This is a genomic window from Rathayibacter sp. AY1F8 (assembly GCF_002932165.1).
GTDB lineage: Bacteria > Actinomycetota > Actinomycetes > Actinomycetales > Microbacteriaceae > Rathayibacter.
Window position 1 is genome coordinate 125358 of the sequence record NZ_PSVB01000006.1, and the last position, 15979, is coordinate 141336.

Sequence of the window (15979 nt, forward strand, 5' to 3'; positions counted from 1 at the left end):
GTATCCGCGCCGCCTGAAGACGAGACCCGCGGAGCCGCGCATCCGAGAGAGCTCCGGAGCAGGGTGGGGCTCCGGGCACCGGGTCTCGATGCGCCGGCGGAGGCGGCTACGCGACCAGCAGGGGGTCCGGAGCCTGCCGCGACAGCGCCCTACTCGTCGAGCGCGAGCTCCTTGGGGAGCTCGAACTCCTTGCGGGAGAGCTCCTCGACGTTGACGTCCTTGAAGGTCAGCACGCGCACCGACTTCACGAAGCGGTCGGAGCGGTAGACGTCCCAGACCCACACGTCGCGCATGGTCAGCTCGAAGTAGAAGTCGTGCTCGGTGTCGCGGCGGACCAGGTCGACCTCGTTCGCCAGGTAGAACCGGCGCTCGGTCTCGACGACGTACGAGAACTGCGAGACGACGTCGCGGTACTCCCGGTACAGTGCCAGCTCGACCTCGCGGTCGTAGTCCTCGAATTCGTCCTCATCCATCGTTGGACAATCCTACGCCGAGCCGACGGGCCCGAGCGCCGGGAGCGGCTCCTCGACGCTCTCCCGCGACTTCGACAGCCAGGTCACCCGGTGGAGCGGGGACGGGCCGACCCGCTCGATGCCCGCCCAGTGCGCGGCGCTGCCGTAGCCCTTGTTGCTGTCCCAGGCGTAGTCGGCGAAGTCGTCGTGGTGGCGCACCATCTGACCGTCCCGGCCCACCTTCGCGAGCACGGAGGCGGCGGAGACGGCGGCGCAGTCGCGGTCGGCCTTCACGCGGGTGACGATCGTCAGCTCGGCCGCCCACTCGCCCAGCGCGGGCGTCAGCCAGTCGTGGGCGCCGTCGAGGAGGACGACGGCGGTGGCGAGGTCGACGCCCTGGTCGGCGAGGCGCTCGATGCCCCTCGACGCAGCGCGGCCGAGGCCCGCGATGATCCCGGTCTCGTCGATCTCGTCCGCCGAGGACTCGCCGATCGCCCAGGCCGAGACCCACTTCGCGACTCCCGGCAGGAGCGCCTCGCGGCGGGCGGGAGCGAGCATCTTGGAGTCGCGGAGCCCCTCGGGGAAGCGCCCGCAACGGCTGCCGATCGACACGACACCGACCGACACCGGGCCGGCGATCGCGCCGCGGCCGACCTCGTCGCAGCCGATGACCGTCTCGTAGCCCTGCCGGAAGAGGCTCCGCTCCTGCGTCAGCGTCGGCTCGGCGACGACCACCTAGCCCTGCCCGCTCTGCGCGTCGTCCGAGCCCTCCTCGGAGGCCTCGGTGTCGACTCCGCGGAACACCGACGGGTAGTCGTCGAGCCACGCCCACTGCTGCACGGGCCAGGTCACGAGGATCGCGCGGCCCACGACGTTGTCGATCGGCACGAAGCCGCCGCCCGGCTTGTCGGTGTTGTAGCGGGAGTCGGCGGAGTTGTAGCGGTTGTCGCCCATCACCCAGAGCGAGCCCTCGGGCACGACGACGTCGAAGGGGGTGGCCGAGACGGCCTGCACCCCGTCGGGCAGCTTCACGTAGGGCTCGTCGATCGGGTTGCCGTTGATCTCGACTTGGCCGAGCGGCGTGCAGCAGGTCACGTGATCGCCGGGCAGGCCGATGACGCGCTTGATGAGGTGGTCGTTGCTGTCGGGAGCGGTGAGGCCGACAAGTGCGAGGGCGGAGTCGACCGCGGCCTGGAACGGCGGCACGTTGGGCTCGGAGCTCGGCGAGAGCCATCCGCCGGGATCGCGGAAGACGACGACGTCGCCGCGCGAGATCTTCACCACTCCGGGTACGAGCTCGTTCACGAGGATCCGGTCGTTCTCGACGAGCGTCTGCTCCATGGAGGAGGAGGGGATGTAGAACGAGCGGATCAGGAAGGTCTTCACGAGGAAGGAGACGAGCACCGCGACCACGAAGATGATCAGCACGTCGCGGAGGAAGAGCAGGATTCCCCGGCGCTTGCGCGGGCGCTTCTCGGACGGATCCGCCGAGTGGCGGGCGTGGTCCTCGCCTCCGGGGAGGCGGACCGGGGCCGTGCTGTCTGTCATCGCTCGCCGTCGCCCCTACTGTGCATCACCGGGTGGACTCCCCGGACGGATCGCCCCCGAGAAAGGGAGGAACCCCGGTCCATCATAGGTGGACCGGGGTTCCCGAGAAGTCGTGCGGATGCCGCTCAGGCGTCGCGCTTCTCCTTGATCTTGGCCTTCTTGCCGCGCAGGTTGCGCAGGTAGTAGAGCTTCGCGCGACGGACGTCACCGCGGGTGACGACCTCGATGTGGTCGATGACCGGCGAGTGCACGGGGAACGTGCGCTCGACGCCGACCTGGAAGCTCACCTTACGGACGGTGAAGGTCTCGCGGACGCCCTCGTTGGAGCGGCCGATGACGACGCCCTGGAAGACCTGGATGCGCGAGCGGGAGCCCTCGACGATGTTGACGTGGACCTTGACGGTGTCGCCGGCGCGGAAGTCCGGGACATCGCTGCGGAGGGACGCCGCATCGACGGAATCGAGGATGTGCATGCTGTATCGCTCTCCGTGCCCGCCACAGGTCGAACACCGTTTCGTTGATGGAAGTCGGTCGTGCCCACGTCGTCGCGGCTCCCCTGTGGCAGAGCCTGCGCGAGGCACAAGCGCTCATTCTGCCATGCCGCGTCGATCCGAGTCAAAGCAGGGTCATGAGCAGGGCAGGGTCACCCGGAGGCAGAGCCGCGCAGCGGGCGGATCCGTCGAGAGGGCCGAGCCGTGGAACAGGGCGGGGCCTCGCAGTGGAACAGCGCCTCGCGGGACGCCCGACCCCTCAGAGGACGATGGTCTGCCCGTCCTGCGGGCGCTCCGGATCGAAGCCCTCGCCGGCGACCGGGCGGTGAGCGCCCTCGGCCTGCACGGACGCCGCCTCCGAGAAGGCGAGGAGAGTGGCCCTCGCGTCGGCGAGGAACCGCCACCCCGAGTGCCAGAAGGCCGCCACTCCGAGGACCACCGAGAGCAGGCCCAGCGCCCAGGCGCCGGGCGGGAAGAAGCCGAAGGCGATCAGGGAGAGGTGCCAGGCACCGACCACGGCAACGTCGCCCCACGCGGGAGTGCGCGTGGGCCGAACGGTCACCCGGAATGCGACGATCGCGGCCACAGCCGCCAGCGCGACCGCCAGAATGGGGAGGGCGATCACCAGGCCGAGCACGGTCCAGCCGCTCGATCCTCCGAAGACCCCGTAGCCGAGGAGGATCCACAAGGGCAGCACGATCGCCGCCGGGAACTGCCAGGAACCGAATGCCCGTCGCGTGCGCATGCACCGACCGTACCCACCACCGCTGAGTGACGGCTCAGCGGACCCCGAGAGGATCAGGATGATCGAGCTACGCACCCCCGCCGAGATCGAGGAGATGCGTCCCGCCGGCCGCTTCGTCGGCGAGGTACTGAAGGCCACCTCCGCTGCCGCCGCGGTCGGCGTGAACCTGCTGGAGCTCGACCGGCTCGCCCACGACATGATCCGCACGGCCGGCGCCGAGTCCTGCTACATCGACTACCACCCCTCCTTCGGCGCGAGCCCCTTCGGCAAGGTCATCTGCACCTCCGTCAACGACGCGGTGCTGCACGGCCTGCCCTTCGACTACCGGCTGAAGGACGGCGACCTGCTCACCCTCGACTTCGCCGCCTCCGTGAACGGCTGGGTCGCCGACTCGGCCATCAGCGTCGTGGTCGGGACGCCGCGCGAGGAGGACCTCGCCCTCATCGACACCACCACACGCGCGCTCGAGGCCGGCATCGCCGCTGCGCAGCCCGGGAAGAAGATCGGCGACATCTCCGCGGCCATCGCGGCCGTCGCACACGCCGAGGGCCTGTCCATCAACACCGACTTCGGCGGCCACGGCGTCGGCCGCACGATGCACGGCGATCCGCACATCCCCAACGACGGACGCGCCGGCCGCGGCTACCCGCTCCGCCCGGGCCTCGTCGTCGCGATCGAGCCGTGGTTCCTGCAGACGACCGACGAGATCTACACGGACAAGGACGGCTGGACCCTCCGCAGCCGCGACGGCTCGCGCGGCGCCCACATGGAGCACACGATCGCCATCACCGAGACGGGGAACATCGTCCTCTCCGCGCGGGACTGACTAAAGATGGACAGTACCGCTATCGGATAGCGATACTGTCCACGTGCGAATCTCGGAGCTCAGCCGCAGCAGCGGCGTCAGCCTGCCCACGATCAAGTACTACATCCGGGAGGGGCTGCTGCCGCCGGGCGACGCCGCCGGCCCCCAGCGGGCGGAGTACGGGGACGCCCATGTCGCCCGCCTGACGCTGCTCCGGGCGCTCATCGAGAGCGGCGGCGTCGGCATCGCCGGCGCGAAGCGGATCACGGCCGCGCTCGACGCGGGCGTCGGTCCGACAGCAGCGTTCGAGGTGGCACAGGACGTGGTCTCCGTGAGCACCGACTCGACCGCGTCCGCCACCGAGGCGTCGACGCGGCGGATCGCCGAGGCCGCGGGCTCCGACCACTGCGGCCACCCTGCCGTCGCGACGGCGGCACGGGCGCTCGACGCGCTCGAGCTCTCCACCGGACCGATGAGCGCCGGCTGGCTCGAGGCCTACGCCCGCGCCGCCGCCCTCGTCGCCTCCGCCGACCTCGACGAACTGCAGGCCCGTGAGAGCGTGAGCGAGCAGGCTGCCGTCGCCGCCGTCGGCACCGCGCTCGGAGACGTGGTGCTGCAGTCGCTCCGGCGCGTCGCTCAGGCGCGCGAGACGCAGAGCCGCTTCGGCTCGACGGAGGTGCCCCGATGAGCGCCGCGACCGAGACGCCCGCGCGCACGGCCTCAGCTGCTCCGCACCGGCCGCTCCTGGTGCTCGCTGGCGCGATGGCGGTCGGCGCCCTCCTCTGCGCGATCGCGCTGGTCGTCGATCCCCGCGAGCTCGGCGGACAGCCGCTCTGGGGCAAGCCGCTGAAGTTCTGCCTCTCGATCGCGCTGTACGCCGTGACGCTCGCCTGGCTGATCGGGCTCGTGCCCCGCCGGCGCCGCCTCGCCCGAGCGCTGGGCACGGTCGCGGCGGTCGGTCTGGCGGTCGAGATGGTCGTGATCGGAGGCGCCGCCCTGGTCGGCGAGCGCAGCCACTTCGACGTCTCCACTCCCCTGCACGCCGCGCTCTGGGCCTCGATGGCCGTCTCGATCATGGTGGTCTGGCTGGCGACGCTGGTCCTCGCCGCCCTCCTGGCGCGGGTGCCGCTCGGCGACCCTGCGCTGACGCTCGCCGTCCGCGCCGGACTCGTGATCGGGCTCGTCGGGATGGCCCTCGCGTTCCTGATGACGGGGCCCTCGCCCGGCCAGATCAGCGACTACCAGGGCGTCGTCGGTGCGCACGCCGTCGGAGTCGCGGACGGCGGACCCGGCCTCCCCCTCCTGGGCTGGAGCACCACGGGGGGCGATCTGCGCATCCCGCACTTCGTCGGGATGCACGCTCTGCAGGGGCTCCCGCTGCTCGCGCTGCTGCTCGGACGGCTGGCAGCCCGGATCCCCGTCCTGCGCCCCGGATCCACCCGGCTGCGGCTCGTCGCACTGGCCTCGGCGGGCTGGGCGGCCGCGGTCGCCCTCACCTGCTGGCAGGCGCTGCGCGGTCAGGCGCTGACCGCACCGGACGCGCTGACCCTCGCCGTCGCTACTGTGGCCGTGGTCGCCCTCGCCGGAGGGACGATCCTCACCCTCGCACGAACGGAGGCCCGCGCATGAGCCGGCTGCACCGCGGCTGGACGCCGCTCGGGATCGTCTACCTCGTCCTCGCCCTCGCCGGGCTGATCGGGACCTGGACCTGGAACGTGAGGGCTATGCAGGAGGGCGCGGACCTGCTCGCCGGCCTCGCCGCAGGCGGGCCGTGGGTGTCGTCGTTCTCGACCGACCTGCTGGTCGTCGCGATCGCGGCCGTCGCATTCATGGTGGTGGAGGGCCGCCGGATCGGGATGCGCCGCGTGTGGATCCTGGTGCTGCTCGCGCCGCTGGTCGCCCTCGCGTTCGCGTTCCCCCTCTTCCTCGCCCTCCGCGACCGGCACCTGGCCCTCGCGGCCCGGTGACCGTGCGGCTCGGGGCTAGGGAAGCAGTTCGGGGCGGACGCGGCGCGTGCGCTCGACGCTCTGCTCGTGGCGCCAGGCGGCGATCGCCCCGTGGTTGCCGCTGAGGAGCACCGGAGGGACGTCGAGGCCCCGCCACGAGGCCGGCTTGGTGTAGCTCGGGTACTCGAGCAGCCCGTCGGAGTGGCTCTCCTCGACCAGGCTCGCCGGGTTGCCGACGACGCCCGGGACCAGGCGTCCGACGGCCTCGATCATCGCCATCACGGCGACCTCTCCTCCGTTGAGGACGTAGTCGCCGAGGCTGATCAGCCGGACCCGCGCGCGCTCGGCGGTGTGGTCCACGACGCGCTGGTCGATGCCCTCGTAGCGGCCGCAGCCGAAGACGAGGGTGGACTCCTCCGCGAGCTCGCGGGCGGTCGCCTGGGTGAACAGCTCGCCCGCGGGCGACGGGAAGATCACGACGGGGTCGTCCGCGCCGTCGAGGATCGTGTCGAGCGCCTCGCCCCACGGCTCCGGTCGCATCACCATGCCGGCGCCGCCGCCGTAGGGCGTGTCGTCGACGGTGCGGTGGCGGTCGTGGGTGAAGTCCCGCAGGTCGTGCACGCCGAGCTCGATCAGCCCGCTCTGCCGAGCACGGCCGAGCAGGCTGATGTCGAGCACGCCGAAGAACTCCGGGAAGATCGTGACGATGTCGATCCTCACGACCGGGGCTCCTCCTCGGAGGCGGCCGGGGGCTCGTCGTCGGCGGGCTCCTCGAGAGCGGCGTCCGCGTCAGCGGAGTCCGCGTCATCGGAGGCGTCCGTCGCGTCGGCGTCCGCAGGCGCGCTCAGCGCCGGGTCCGCGAGGTCGACACCGCTGAGGTCGACCGCGGCGGGCTCCTCCTCGGGGGCCTCCTCGAACAGGCCGATCGGAGGCGTGACCGTGACGATCCCGGCCGCGGCGTCGACGGAGGGGACGATCGCGTTCACGAACGGCACCATCACCTCGCCGGAGGGGGTGCCGACGATGAGCAGGTCCTGCGCGGGGAAGTGGTCGACGCGGCGGACGGTGCCGACCTCGACGCCGTCGCGGACGACCTTCATGCCGACCAGCTGGTAGTCGTACCAGGAGTCGTCCTCGCCCGGCTGGGTCTGCACCTCCTCGTCGATCCAGAGGATCGCCTTCAGGAGGGTCTCAGCGGCGTTGCGGTCGTCGACGCCTCGGAAGAATGCGACGGGGTGGCTGTTGTACCAGCGAAGCTCGACGAGCTCGAGCTTCTTGCCGTGCCACTCGGAGGTGCGCGGGACCTGCAGCGTGAACGTGGATCCGGGGGTGAAGCGCTTGTCGGGCTCGTCCGTGTAGAGCTCGAGCTTGATGGCGCCCTTGAGCCCGTGTGCCTTGGTGAGTCGGGCGACGCGGAGCTGCGTCGTGCCCGGTCCGGTGACCGACACCTCTACTTGTCGGTGTCGACGACGTCGACGCGCACGCGGCGCCCGTCGGCGAGCGCGGCGACGAGAGTGCGGACGGCCTTGGCGGTGCGACCGGAGCGTCCGATCACGCGGCCGAGGTCCTCGGGGTGCACGCGCACCTCGAGGACCTCTCCGCGCGGGGAGCTCGTGGCCACGACACTGACCTCATCGGGGTTCTCGACGATCCCCTTGACGAGGTGTTCGACGGCGGGAGCGAGCACTGACTACGCCTCGGTGGAGGTCTCGTCGGCGGTGTCCTCGACCGGGGCGGCCTTGGCCGGAGCCTCGGACTTCGGCTTGAGGACGGGCTTCTTCTTCGCGTCGACGACGAACGGAGCCTTGGGCTCCTTCACCTGGACGGTGCTGACGGCGTCGGCGTCGCCCTTGAAGCGGCCCCAGTCGCCGGTCAGCTTGAGGATCGCGGCGACCTGCTCGGTCGGCTGCGCGCCGACTCCGAGCCAGTACTGCGCGCGCTCCGAGTCGACCTGGATGAACGAGGGCTGCTCGGTCGGGTGGTACTTGCCGATCTCCTCGATCACGCGGCCGTCGCGCTTGGTGCGCGAGTCGGCGACGACGATGCGGTAGTAGGGCGCCCGGATCTTGCCGAGGCGCTTCAGACGAATCTTGACAGCCACAATTCTCCTGTGTGGTCGTTGACCGGTGTCCGGTCGATGATGGATGAACTGAGCCGTGAGCGTGGGGGCACACCCGGCGGAAGCTCGAGGGGGTTTCGTCGGCGGTGAGTAGAGGGTCGACCGCCTCGGACCCGACGGATCATTCTGCCAGAAAAACCGCCCCGGTGCGGGCCCGGCACGCCGCCGACCAGCGGCACCCTCGCGGGAGCGGGCCGCGCGGGACCGGGAAGGCCTCCGCCGGGGCTCGGCGTCCGCCCCGGCCGCAGGTGGCAGGATGGCGAGGCGCGTCCCGATCGGCGGACGCCCGGATCCGATGAGGACCACGCCATGGAGATCAGCTTCGCCGCATCAGACCGCTCCACGCTCGGGATCGAGTGGGAGGTCGCGATCGTCGACCGGCAGACGGGCGATCTCGCCAACGTCGCCGATGTGGTGCTGGAGGCGCTCCGCAGCGACGACGGCGCCCTGCACCCGCACATCACCGGCGAGCTCCTGCGCAACACGGTCGAGCTGGTCTCCGGCGTGCACACCTCCGTCCGCGACGCGGTCGCCGATCTGCAGGACCAGCTGCGGCAGGTGCGCGAGATCACCGACCCCATGGGACTCGACCTCGTGTGCTCGGGCACGCACCCGTTCGCGCAGTGGTTCGACCAGGCCATCACGGACAAGGAGCGGTACCACCGCCTCATCGACCGGACCCAGTGGTGGGGCCGGAACATGATGATCTGGGGCATCCACGTGCACGTCGGCATCGAGCACCGCGACAAGGTGCTGCCGATCCTCAACTCCCTGCTCGACTACTACCCGCACCTGCAGGCGCTCTCGGCGTCGAGCCCGTTCTGGGGCGGAGTCGACACGGGCTACGCCTCGAACCGCGCGCTGATGTTCCAGCAGCTGCCGACGGCGGGCCTGCCTCCGCAGTTCGGCGCCTGGGCGAACTACGAGGAGTACGTCGACGACATGATGCGCACCGGCGTCATCGACGATCACACGGAGGTCCGCTGGGACATCCGCCCCTCGCCGCAGTGGGGCACTCTCGAGATGCGCGCGTGCGACGGCCTCTCCTCCGCGGAGGAGATCGGAGCGGTCGCCGCGCTGATCCAGTGCCTCGTCGAGCACCTCTCGTCGCGGCTGGACGCGGGCGAGGACCTTCCGACGATGCAGCCCTGGTACGTGCGCGAGAACAAGTGGCGCGCGGCCCGTTACGGACTCGACGCCGAGATCATCCTCGACGCCGCCGGAGCGGAGCGGCTGGTCACCGACGACATCCGCGACCTGCTCGTCACCCTCGCACCGGTCGCCGAGCGCCTCGACTGCGTGAAGGAGCTCGGCGACGTCGAGCTGATCCTGGTCGCGGGAGCGAGCTATCAGCGCCAGCTGCGGACGGCCGCGGCGAACGACGGCGACCTCAAGGCGGTGGTCCGGGCGCTCGCGGGCGAGCTGCGCGACGGGCTCCGGGATCCCCGCTCATGACACGTCCCGCCCTCCTCGCCGCAGCCGCGATCGGCGCGCTGGCCCTCGGTCTCGCCGGCTGCTCGTCCTCGACGACGACCGGCCCGGCGACCGCGTCCCCCGCCGGCACCGCCACTCCCCTCCCGACCGTCACCGCCGATCCGCTGCCGCTCTCGATCGGCGGCTCTCTTCCCGTCGGCTCCCGGGTGACGATCGTCGGCGACAGCATCGTGCGCGGTCTGACGGTCGACCCGGAGCAGGCCTGGCCCGCACTCGTCGGCGACGACCTCGGCTGGGAGGTCACGAACCTGGGCTGCGACGGCGGCGGCTTCATCGAGCCGGGCGACTGCGGCGTCGCGATCGGCGACCGCGCGGAGGAGATCGCCGACACTCGGCCCGACGCGATCGTGCTGATCGCCAGCAGCAACGACCTGGGCTGGGATCCGGAGGACGTGGACGCCGCGATCGGGCCGGCGGTGGACGCGATCGTGTCCGCCTCGCCCTCGGCCCGGCTCATCGCGCTCGACTCGGTCTGGGGCCCCGACCCGCGCCCCTCCGATCTCGACGAGTACGACGCGGCGCTGGTCGAGGCCGTGACGGCCGCCGGCGGCGGTGCGCTGGAGTACCCGGACCCCCTCCGCGAGGACGGGCTGCTCGGCGAGGACGGCGTGCATCCCACCGTCGAGGGCCAGCGCGCCCTGGCCGACGCCTTCGAGGTGGCGGCCGAGAAGTCCGGCCTCGCCCGGGCGGTGCCGACCGGCCAGAAGGCGACGGACGCGCCGGCGGCCTGACTCCGACGCGGGGCGCCGCCCTGACGGCGCCCCGCCGGGTCAGCGCGCGGTGCTGTTCCGGCCGTCGCGCCAGCCGAGCAGGTCGCGCACGGGCGCGAGGTCGATGTCCGGACCGGTGATGCCGAGCGTGAACAGGCGGGCGCCCAGGTCGTACTGCTGGTCGAGCACGTCGAAGGAGGCGTCGCCGACACCGCCGCGCACGCTCGCGCCGGTCGAGATCTCGATCGCGGCCGGGTCGCGGTCGACGCGGCCGCACCACTCCGAGAGCACACCGAGCTTGCGCTCGAGCGTCGGGACGTCCGAGAAGCTGTGCCAGATGTCGGCGTGCTCGGCGACGATCCGCAGCGTCTTCTTCTCGCCGCCGCCGCCGATCATCACCGGGATGTCGCGGGTGGGCGCCGGGTTGAGCATCGACCACCGGCGGCGGATGCGCGGCATCGCCTCGGAGAGCTCGTCGAGGCGGGAGCCGGGAGTGCCGAACTCGTAGCCGTACTCCTCGTAGTCGCGCTCGAACCAGCCCGAGCCGATGCCGAAGATCAGACGGCCCTCGGCGCCCTTGGCGCTGATGTGGTCGACCGTGCGCGCCATGTCGGCGAGGAGGTCGGGGTTCCGGTAGCTGTTGCAGGTGACCAGCGGGCCGAACTCGATGCGGCTGGTCTGCTCGGCCCAGGCCGCGAGCATGCTCCAGCCCTCGAAGTGCAGGCCGTTCGGCTCTCCCGAGAGCGGGAAGAAGTGGTCCCAGTTGAAGGCGATGTCGACGCCGAGGTCCTCGAGCTCGGCGAGCGTGTCGCGGATGACCTCGTAGGGGACGTGCTGCGGTGCGATCTGGACGCCGATGCGGACGGGGCGCGCGTGTGCGGTTGTCATGCCCTCACGCTAGCGAGCGGTGCGCCTCACGGGGATCCCCGCTGCGGCCCGCGGAGGGACGGTGCGCTACTCCCCCGCCGGGTCCGGCGACGCCGAGGGCGCCTCGTCGCTCGTGGAGCGGGCGAGCTTGACGACGGTGGCCCCCTCGTCGTCGAACAGGCGGAGCCGTCCGCCGTCGAGCGAGGCCATCGCCGCCTCCGAGAAGATCATCGGCAGCGCGACGCCGTCGCAGGCGATCAGCGTGCTCGGCCCGGCCGAGACGGTGAGCGCGCCCGCCTGGTCGATCGACCACTCGCCCTGCGCGCCGTTGCAGCCGTCGGAGCCCGTCCAGGTCCCGTCCTCCGCGATCAGGAGGAACGGCACATCGGGCGCGTCGTAGGAGACGCCCGTCACCCAGCGGCCGACCAGGTCCTCCGGGGAGGGCGCCGTCATCGCGTCGACCCCGGAGCCCTCGGCGCAGCCGGTGAGCCCGAGCACGGCCGCGAGGACGAGGATCCCGCCCGCGCGTCCGGCCGCGACCCGCCTCATCGCCCGAGGAGCTTCTGCAGCTGCTCGAGCTCCTCCGGCGTGGGCTGGGCGCCCTTGCCGGCGCCGCCGCCCAGGCCGAAGCCGGAGCCGCCCGCGTCGCCCGGGCGGGGCCCGGAGGTGATCGCCGCGTTCTCGGCCGCGCGCTTGGCGGGGTTGCCGGACTTGCTGCTCTTCTTCTTCTGCGGCTTCGGGCGGCCCTGGTAGCCGGCGCCGGGCACCGGGCCCATCCCGGGGACCGAGGGCATGCCGCCCTTGGCGACCGTCTTCATCATCTTGGCGGCCTGCTCGAAGCGCTGGACGAGCTGGTTGACGTCCGTGACCGTCATGCCGGAGCCGCGGGCGATGCGCAGGCGCCGCGAGCCGTTGAGCAGCTTCGGGTTGACCCGCTCCGCCTTCGTCATCGACTGGATGATCGCCTCGGTGCGCACGATCTCGCGCTCGTCGAACTGGTCGAGCTGCTCTCGCATGCCCTTCGCGCCGGGCAGCATGCCGATCATCTTCTTGATCGAGCCCATGTTGCGCAGCTGCTGCATCTGGCCGAGGAAGTCGTCGAGGGTGAACGTGTCCCCCATGATCTTCTCGGCGATCTTGCGCGCCTCGTCCTCGTCGAACGCGGACTGGGCCTGCTCGATGAGCGTCAGCACGTCGCCGAGGTCGAGGATGCGGCTCGCCATGCGGTCGGGGTGGAACTGCTCGAAGTCGTCGAGCGACTCACCCGTGGAGGCGAAGAGGATCGGGCGGCCGGTGAGCGAGGCGACCGAGAGCGCCGCGCCTCCGCGGGCGTCGCCGTCGAGCTTGGAGAGGACGACGCCGGTGAAGTCGACGCCCTCCTGGAAGGCCTTGGCGGTCGCGACCGCGTCCTGGCCGATCATCGCGTCGATGACGAACAGGACCTCGTCGGGGTTCGTGACGCGGCGGATGTCGGCGGCCTGCTTCATCATGTCGGCGTCGACGCCGAGGCGTCCGGCCGTGTCGATGATGACCGTGTCGTACTGCTTGTCGGTCGCGAAGCGGATCGCGTTCTGGGCGACCTTGACCGGGTTGCCGACGCCGTTGCCCGGCTCCGGCGCATAGACCGCGACTCCGGCCTGCTCGCCGACGACCTGCAGCTGCTGAACGGCGTTGGGGCGCTGGAGGTCGGCCGCGACGAGCAGCGGGGTGTGGCCGTCCTTGCCGAGGTACTTGCCGAGCTTGCCCGCGAGGGTCGTCTTGCCCGCGCCCTGGAGGCCGGCGAGCATGATGACGGTCGGCGGGCGCTTGGCGAACTCGAGCCGGCGCGACTGTCCGCCGAGGATCGCGACGAGCTCCTCGTTGACGATCTGGACGACCTGCTGGGCCGGGTTGAGCGCCTTGTTGACCTCGTCGCCGAGGGCGCGCTCGCGCACCTTGCCGGTGAACTCCTTCACGACCTCCAGCGCCACGTCGGCGTCGAGGAGGGCCCGCCGGATCTCGCGGACGGTGCCGTCGACGTCCGACGCGGAGAGCTTGCCCTTCGTGCGGAGGTTCTTGAAGGTCTCGACGAGTCGATCGGAGAGGGTGCCGAAAGTAGCCATGATGCCCGGAATTCTACCGGAGGCCCGGAGGGTCGGCGGGCGCGGCCGCCGATCGGCTCGCGATCGACGCGATCACCGCGGAGCGGATTAACTGGTCCGGGTCCAAGAACAGGGTTAGGGTGGCCCGGTGATCGAGACACTGGTGGCGGGCGACTCCGCGGACCCCCTGGACTACTCCGACGGCTGGGAGCTGCAGCGCCGCCTACACGCCGAGGTGGTGGCGGGCTCGAGGCCGGACACCCTCGTGCTCTGCGAGCACTCCTCCGTCTACACCGCCGGCAAGCGCACCGAGGCGCACGAGCGCCCGGACGACGGCTCGCCCGTGGTCGACGTCGACCGCGGAGGGCGGATCACCTGGCACGGCCCGGGCCAGCTCGTCGGCTACCCGATCGTGCGGCTCGGCGAGCCCGTCGACGTGGTCGCCTACGTCCGCTCGCTGGAGGGCGTGCTGATCGCCGCTCTCGACGACCTGGGCGTGCAGGGGCGGCGCGTCGACGGGCGCTCGGGAGTGTGGATCCCGAGGGACGGCGGCGCCGACAAGATCGCCGCGATCGGCATCCGCGTCGCCTCGGGCGTGACGATGCACGGCTTCGCCCTCAACGTCTCGAACAGCCTCGAGCCCTACGCCCGCATCGTCGCCTGCGGCATCGCCGATGCCGGAGTGACCACGCTCGAGCGCGAGCGCGGCGAGGCTCCGCCCATGGAGGCGGTGCGGGCGCGGGTGGCGGCGCGCTTCTCGGAGGCGGCCCCCGCCTTCTCCGCCCGCATCGAGGAGGTCGCCGCGTGAGCGCCGAGGCCGGCGGCCGCAAGCTCCTGCGGCTGGAGATCCGCAACGCCGAGACGCCGATCGAGCGCAAGCCCGAGTGGATCCGCACGAAGGCCTCGATGGGCCCGGAGTACCGGCAGCTGCAGTCGCTGGTGAAGAGCGAGGAGCTGCACACCGTCTGCCAGGAGGCGGGCTGCCCCAACATCTTCGAGTGCTGGGAGGACCGAGAGGCGACCTTCCTCATCGGGGGCGCCCAGTGCACCCGCCGCTGCGACTTCTGCCAGATCGACACCGGGAAGCCTGCGGACTACGACGCGGACGAGCCCCGGCGCGTCGGCGAGTCCGTGGCGCGGATGAACCTCCGCTACGCGACCGTCACCGGAGTCGCCCGCGACGACCTGCCGGACGAGGGCTCCTGGCTCTACGCCGAGACCATCCGCCAGATCCACGCCCAGGCTCCGGGCACGGGGGTCGAGATCCTGGTCCCGGACTTCACCGGCCGCGCCGAGCACCTGCAGCGGGTGTTCGACGCGGAGCCGGAGGTGTTCGCCCACAACGTCGAGACGGTGCCGCGGATCTTCAAGCGCATCCGGCCGGCGTTCCGCTACGAGCGCTCGCTCGACGTGCTCACCCAGGGCCGGGAGGCGGGGCTGATCACGAAGTCGAACCTCATCCTCGGCATGGGCGAGGAGCGGGAGGAGATCTCGCAGGCGCTGCAGGACCTCTACGACGCCGGCACCGACATCGTGACCATCACGCAGTACCTCCGCCCGACGCCGCGGCATCTGCCGGTGGACCGCTGGGTGCACCCGGAGGAGTTCGTGGCGATCAAGGAGGAGGCCGAGGACATCGGCTTCCTCGGCGTCCTCGCGGGGCCCCTGGTCCGCTCCTCCTACCGGGCCGGCCGGCTCTGGGCGCGCTCGATGGAGTCGAAGGGGCTGCCGGTCCCGGAGCACCTGCGCCACCTCGCCGACGCGGCACTGGGCTTCTCGCAGGCCGTGTAGCCCGCCACCGGGACGGCGCCGGCGCGTCGTCCCGGGCGGGGCCGCTCAGCTGACGAGCTGCTGGGCGAAGACGTGGGGGGTGAAGCCGGTGAGGTCGCCGATGCCCTCGCCCTGGCCGACGAGCTTGATCGGGATGCCGGTGCGCTCCTGGACCGCGAGGACGAAGCCGCCCTTCGCGGAGCCGTCGAGCTTGGTGATGACCAGGCCGGTGACGCCCGCGTGCTCGATGAACGCCTCGGCCTGGCTCAGCCCGTTCTGACCGGTCGTCGCGTCGAGCACGAGCAGGATCTCGGAGATCGGGGCCTGCTTCTCGATGACGCGCTTGATCTTCGTGAGCTCGTCCATCAGCCCGCCCTTGGTGTGCAGGCGGCCGGCCGTGTCGATGATGACCATCTCGACGCCGGTGTCCTTCGCGAACTGCACGGTCTGGAAGGCGACGGACGCCGGATCCTGGCGCTCCTGCTGCGGGCGGACGATCTGGGCGTCGGCGCGCTGCGCCCAGGTGGCGAGCTGGTCGACCGCCGCGGCGCGGAAAGTGTCGGCCGCGCCGACCACGACGCTCCGGCCGTAGTTGCGGAGGAACTTGGCGAACTTGCCGATGGTCGTGGTCTTGCCGACGCCGTTCACGCCGACCACGAGGATCACGGCGGGGCGCTCGCTGAGCTTGAGGGTCGTGTCGTACTTCGACAGACGCTCCTCGAGGGACTCGCGGAGCATCCGCTGCAGGTCGCGCGGGTCGGTGGTGGAGTAGCGGGCGACCTTGGCGCGGAGGTCGTCGACGATCTCCTCGGTGATGTCGGGGCCGAAGTCGGCGGTGATCAGCGCCGTCTCGAGGTCGTCCCAGGTCTGGTCGTCGATCGTGCGCTTCTCGAACAGGCCGCGCAGTGCGCGGCCGAGCGACCAGGAGGTGCGTTCTGCCATGGGTCCAGG

The 15979-nt window shown here is 71.5% G+C and carries 21 protein-coding genes; 8 read left to right on the plus strand and 13 right to left on the minus strand.

The features are described 5' to 3' along the window. Positions 1 to 149 precede the first annotated feature (149 nt). The 5 genes from C5C35_RS07140 to C5C35_RS07160 form a co-directional block, all read right to left on the minus strand. Positions 150 to 473: a DUF2469 domain-containing protein gene (locus C5C35_RS07140; RefSeq protein ID WP_055792576.1), complete on the minus strand. Its 324-nt coding sequence runs from the start codon at positions 471 to 473 to the stop codon at positions 150 to 152. A gap of 12 nt (positions 474 to 485) precedes the next feature. After that, positions 486 to 1187, minus strand: a complete 702-nt coding sequence (locus tag C5C35_RS07145; RefSeq protein WP_104262839.1) for a ribonuclease HII — start codon at positions 1185 to 1187, stop codon at positions 486 to 488. Further along, entirely contained in the window at positions 1188 to 2000 is an 813-nt protein-coding gene (gene lepB, locus C5C35_RS07150; protein ID WP_104262840.1) for a signal peptidase I, read from the minus strand. 125 nt (positions 2001 to 2125) lie between these two features. Continuing rightward, positions 2126 to 2473 carry a 50S ribosomal protein L19 gene (gene rplS, locus C5C35_RS07155; protein ID WP_104223904.1) on the minus strand — a complete coding sequence of 116 codons (348 nt, stop codon included), beginning with the start codon at positions 2471 to 2473 and terminating at the stop codon, positions 2126 to 2128. Between the two features lie 277 nt (positions 2474 to 2750). Further along, positions 2751 to 3236 (minus strand): hypothetical protein, encoded by a 486-nt coding sequence (locus C5C35_RS07160; protein ID WP_104247628.1) that lies wholly within the window; start codon positions 3234 to 3236, stop codon positions 2751 to 2753. Between the two features lie 58 nt (positions 3237 to 3294). On the opposite strand from C5C35_RS07160, the gene map reads away from it, so the two are divergent. From map to C5C35_RS07180, 4 genes are read left to right on the plus strand one after another with little or no spacing between them, the layout of a single operon-like run. Beyond that, positions 3295 to 4062 carry a type I methionyl aminopeptidase gene (gene map, locus C5C35_RS07165; RefSeq protein WP_104223906.1) on the plus strand — a complete coding sequence of 256 codons (768 nt, stop codon included), beginning with the start codon at positions 3295 to 3297 and terminating at the stop codon, positions 4060 to 4062. Between the two features lie 43 nt (positions 4063 to 4105). Continuing rightward, positions 4106 to 4729: a MerR family transcriptional regulator gene (locus tag C5C35_RS07170; RefSeq protein WP_104262841.1), complete on the plus strand. Its 624-nt coding sequence runs from the start codon at positions 4106 to 4108 to the stop codon at positions 4727 to 4729. Beyond that, positions 4726 to 5670 (plus strand): hypothetical protein, encoded by a 945-nt coding sequence (locus tag C5C35_RS07175; protein ID WP_104262842.1) that lies wholly within the window; start codon positions 4726 to 4728, stop codon positions 5668 to 5670. The genes C5C35_RS07170 and C5C35_RS07175 overlap by 4 nt, the downstream gene beginning before the upstream one ends. Then, positions 5667 to 6008, plus strand: coding sequence for a DUF2834 domain-containing protein (locus tag C5C35_RS07180; protein WP_104223909.1), 342 nt, complete (start codon positions 5667 to 5669; stop codon positions 6006 to 6008). The genes C5C35_RS07175 and C5C35_RS07180 overlap by 4 nt, the downstream gene beginning before the upstream one ends. A 15-nt stretch (positions 6009 to 6023) precedes the next feature. Here C5C35_RS07180 and trmD read toward each other — a convergent pair whose 3' ends face one another. From trmD to rpsP, 4 genes are read right to left on the minus strand one after another with little or no spacing between them, the layout of a single operon-like run. Continuing rightward, positions 6024 to 6707, minus strand: a complete 684-nt coding sequence (gene trmD / locus C5C35_RS07185) for a tRNA (guanosine(37)-N1)-methyltransferase TrmD (RefSeq protein ID WP_104226875.1) — start codon at positions 6705 to 6707, stop codon at positions 6024 to 6026. Then, the gene (gene rimM, locus C5C35_RS07190; protein WP_104260575.1) at positions 6704 to 7435 is read right to left on the minus strand and encodes a ribosome maturation factor RimM; all 732 of its coding nucleotides are present in this window, start codon (positions 7433 to 7435) and stop codon (positions 6704 to 6706) included. Before rimM ends, trmD begins: the two co-directional genes overlap by 4 nt. A gap of 2 nt (positions 7436 to 7437) precedes the next feature. Further along, on the minus strand, positions 7438 to 7674 hold the full coding sequence (locus tag C5C35_RS07195) for an RNA-binding protein (RefSeq protein ID WP_068210678.1): 237 nt from the start codon (positions 7672 to 7674) through the stop codon (positions 7438 to 7440). 3 nt (positions 7675 to 7677) lie between these two features. Continuing rightward, the gene (gene rpsP / locus C5C35_RS07200; protein ID WP_104223912.1) at positions 7678 to 8088 is read right to left on the minus strand and encodes a 30S ribosomal protein S16; all 411 of its coding nucleotides are present in this window, start codon (positions 8086 to 8088) and stop codon (positions 7678 to 7680) included. A gap of 327 nt (positions 8089 to 8415) precedes the next feature. Here rpsP and C5C35_RS07205 point away from each other — a divergent pair, with 327 nt between their 5' ends. Together C5C35_RS07205 and C5C35_RS07210 are read left to right on the plus strand one after the other, a co-directional pair. Then, positions 8416 to 9561 (plus strand): glutamate--cysteine ligase, encoded by a 1146-nt coding sequence (locus tag C5C35_RS07205; RefSeq protein WP_104226878.1) that lies wholly within the window; start codon positions 8416 to 8418, stop codon positions 9559 to 9561. After that, positions 9558 to 10331 (plus strand): SGNH/GDSL hydrolase family protein, encoded by a 774-nt coding sequence (locus C5C35_RS07210; protein WP_104226879.1) that lies wholly within the window; start codon positions 9558 to 9560, stop codon positions 10329 to 10331. The genes C5C35_RS07205 and C5C35_RS07210 overlap by 4 nt, the downstream gene beginning before the upstream one ends. Positions 10332 to 10370: 39 nt before the next feature. On the opposite strand, the gene C5C35_RS07215 is transcribed toward C5C35_RS07210, so the two are convergent. The 3 genes from C5C35_RS07215 to ffh form a co-directional block, all read right to left on the minus strand. Further along, positions 10371 to 11198 (minus strand): LLM class F420-dependent oxidoreductase, encoded by an 828-nt coding sequence (locus C5C35_RS07215; RefSeq protein WP_104262843.1) that lies wholly within the window; start codon positions 11196 to 11198, stop codon positions 10371 to 10373. 66 nt (positions 11199 to 11264) lie between these two features. After that, entirely contained in the window at positions 11265 to 11726 is a 462-nt protein-coding gene (locus tag C5C35_RS07220) for an META domain-containing protein (RefSeq protein ID WP_104223916.1), read from the minus strand. Then, positions 11723 to 13279, minus strand: a complete 1557-nt coding sequence (gene ffh / locus C5C35_RS07225; protein WP_104226882.1) for a signal recognition particle protein — start codon at positions 13277 to 13279, stop codon at positions 11723 to 11725. The genes C5C35_RS07220 and ffh overlap by 4 nt, the downstream gene beginning before the upstream one ends. Before the next feature lie 127 nt (positions 13280 to 13406). Here ffh and lipB point away from each other — a divergent pair, with 127 nt between their 5' ends. Together lipB and lipA are read left to right on the plus strand one after the other, a co-directional pair. After that, positions 13407 to 14066, plus strand: coding sequence for a lipoyl(octanoyl) transferase LipB (lipB, locus tag C5C35_RS07230; RefSeq protein WP_104226883.1), 660 nt, complete (start codon positions 13407 to 13409; stop codon positions 14064 to 14066). Then, the gene (gene lipA, locus C5C35_RS07235; RefSeq protein WP_104226884.1) at positions 14063 to 15049 is read left to right on the plus strand and encodes a lipoyl synthase; all 987 of its coding nucleotides are present in this window, start codon (positions 14063 to 14065) and stop codon (positions 15047 to 15049) included. The genes lipB and lipA overlap by 4 nt, the downstream gene beginning before the upstream one ends. A gap of 45 nt (positions 15050 to 15094) precedes the next feature. On the opposite strand, the gene ftsY is transcribed toward lipA, so the two are convergent. Beyond that, positions 15095 to 15970, minus strand: a complete 876-nt coding sequence (gene ftsY, locus C5C35_RS07240) for a signal recognition particle-docking protein FtsY (RefSeq protein WP_104223920.1) — start codon at positions 15968 to 15970, stop codon at positions 15095 to 15097. Between the last annotated feature and the right edge of the window lie 9 nt (positions 15971 to 15979).

Coding starts and splice junctions, on each gene's coding strand:
- C5C35_RS07140 (WP_055792576.1), bottom strand. CDS start 473: ATGGATGAGGACGAATTCGAGGACTACGACCGCGAGGTCGAGCTGGCA.
- lepB (WP_104262840.1), bottom strand. CDS start 2,000: ATGACAGACAGCACGGCCCCGGTCCGCCTCCCCGGAGGCGAGGACCAC.
- rplS (WP_104223904.1), bottom strand. CDS start 2,473: ATGCACATCCTCGATTCCGTCGATGCGGCGTCCCTCCGCAGCGATGTC.
- C5C35_RS07160 (WP_104247628.1), bottom strand. CDS start 3,236: ATGCGCACGCGACGGGCATTCGGTTCCTGGCAGTTCCCGGCGGCGATC.
- map (WP_104223906.1), top strand. CDS start 3,295: ATGATCGAGCTACGCACCCCCGCCGAGATCGAGGAGATGCGTCCCGCC.
- C5C35_RS07175 (WP_104262842.1), top strand. CDS start 4,726: ATGAGCGCCGCGACCGAGACGCCCGCGCGCACGGCCTCAGCTGCTCCG.
- C5C35_RS07180 (WP_104223909.1), top strand. CDS start 5,667: ATGAGCCGGCTGCACCGCGGCTGGACGCCGCTCGGGATCGTCTACCTC.
- C5C35_RS07205 (WP_104226878.1), top strand. CDS start 8,416: ATGGAGATCAGCTTCGCCGCATCAGACCGCTCCACGCTCGGGATCGAG.
- C5C35_RS07210 (WP_104226879.1), top strand. CDS start 9,558: ATGACACGTCCCGCCCTCCTCGCCGCAGCCGCGATCGGCGCGCTGGCC.
- C5C35_RS07215 (WP_104262843.1), bottom strand. CDS start 11,198: ATGACAACCGCACACGCGCGCCCCGTCCGCATCGGCGTCCAGATCGCA.
- C5C35_RS07220 (WP_104223916.1), bottom strand. CDS start 11,726: ATGAGGCGGGTCGCGGCCGGACGCGCGGGCGGGATCCTCGTCCTCGCG.
- ffh (WP_104226882.1), bottom strand. CDS start 13,279: ATGGCTACTTTCGGCACCCTCTCCGATCGACTCGTCGAGACCTTCAAG.
- ftsY (WP_104223920.1), bottom strand. CDS start 15,970: ATGGCAGAACGCACCTCCTGGTCGCTCGGCCGCGCACTGCGCGGCCTG.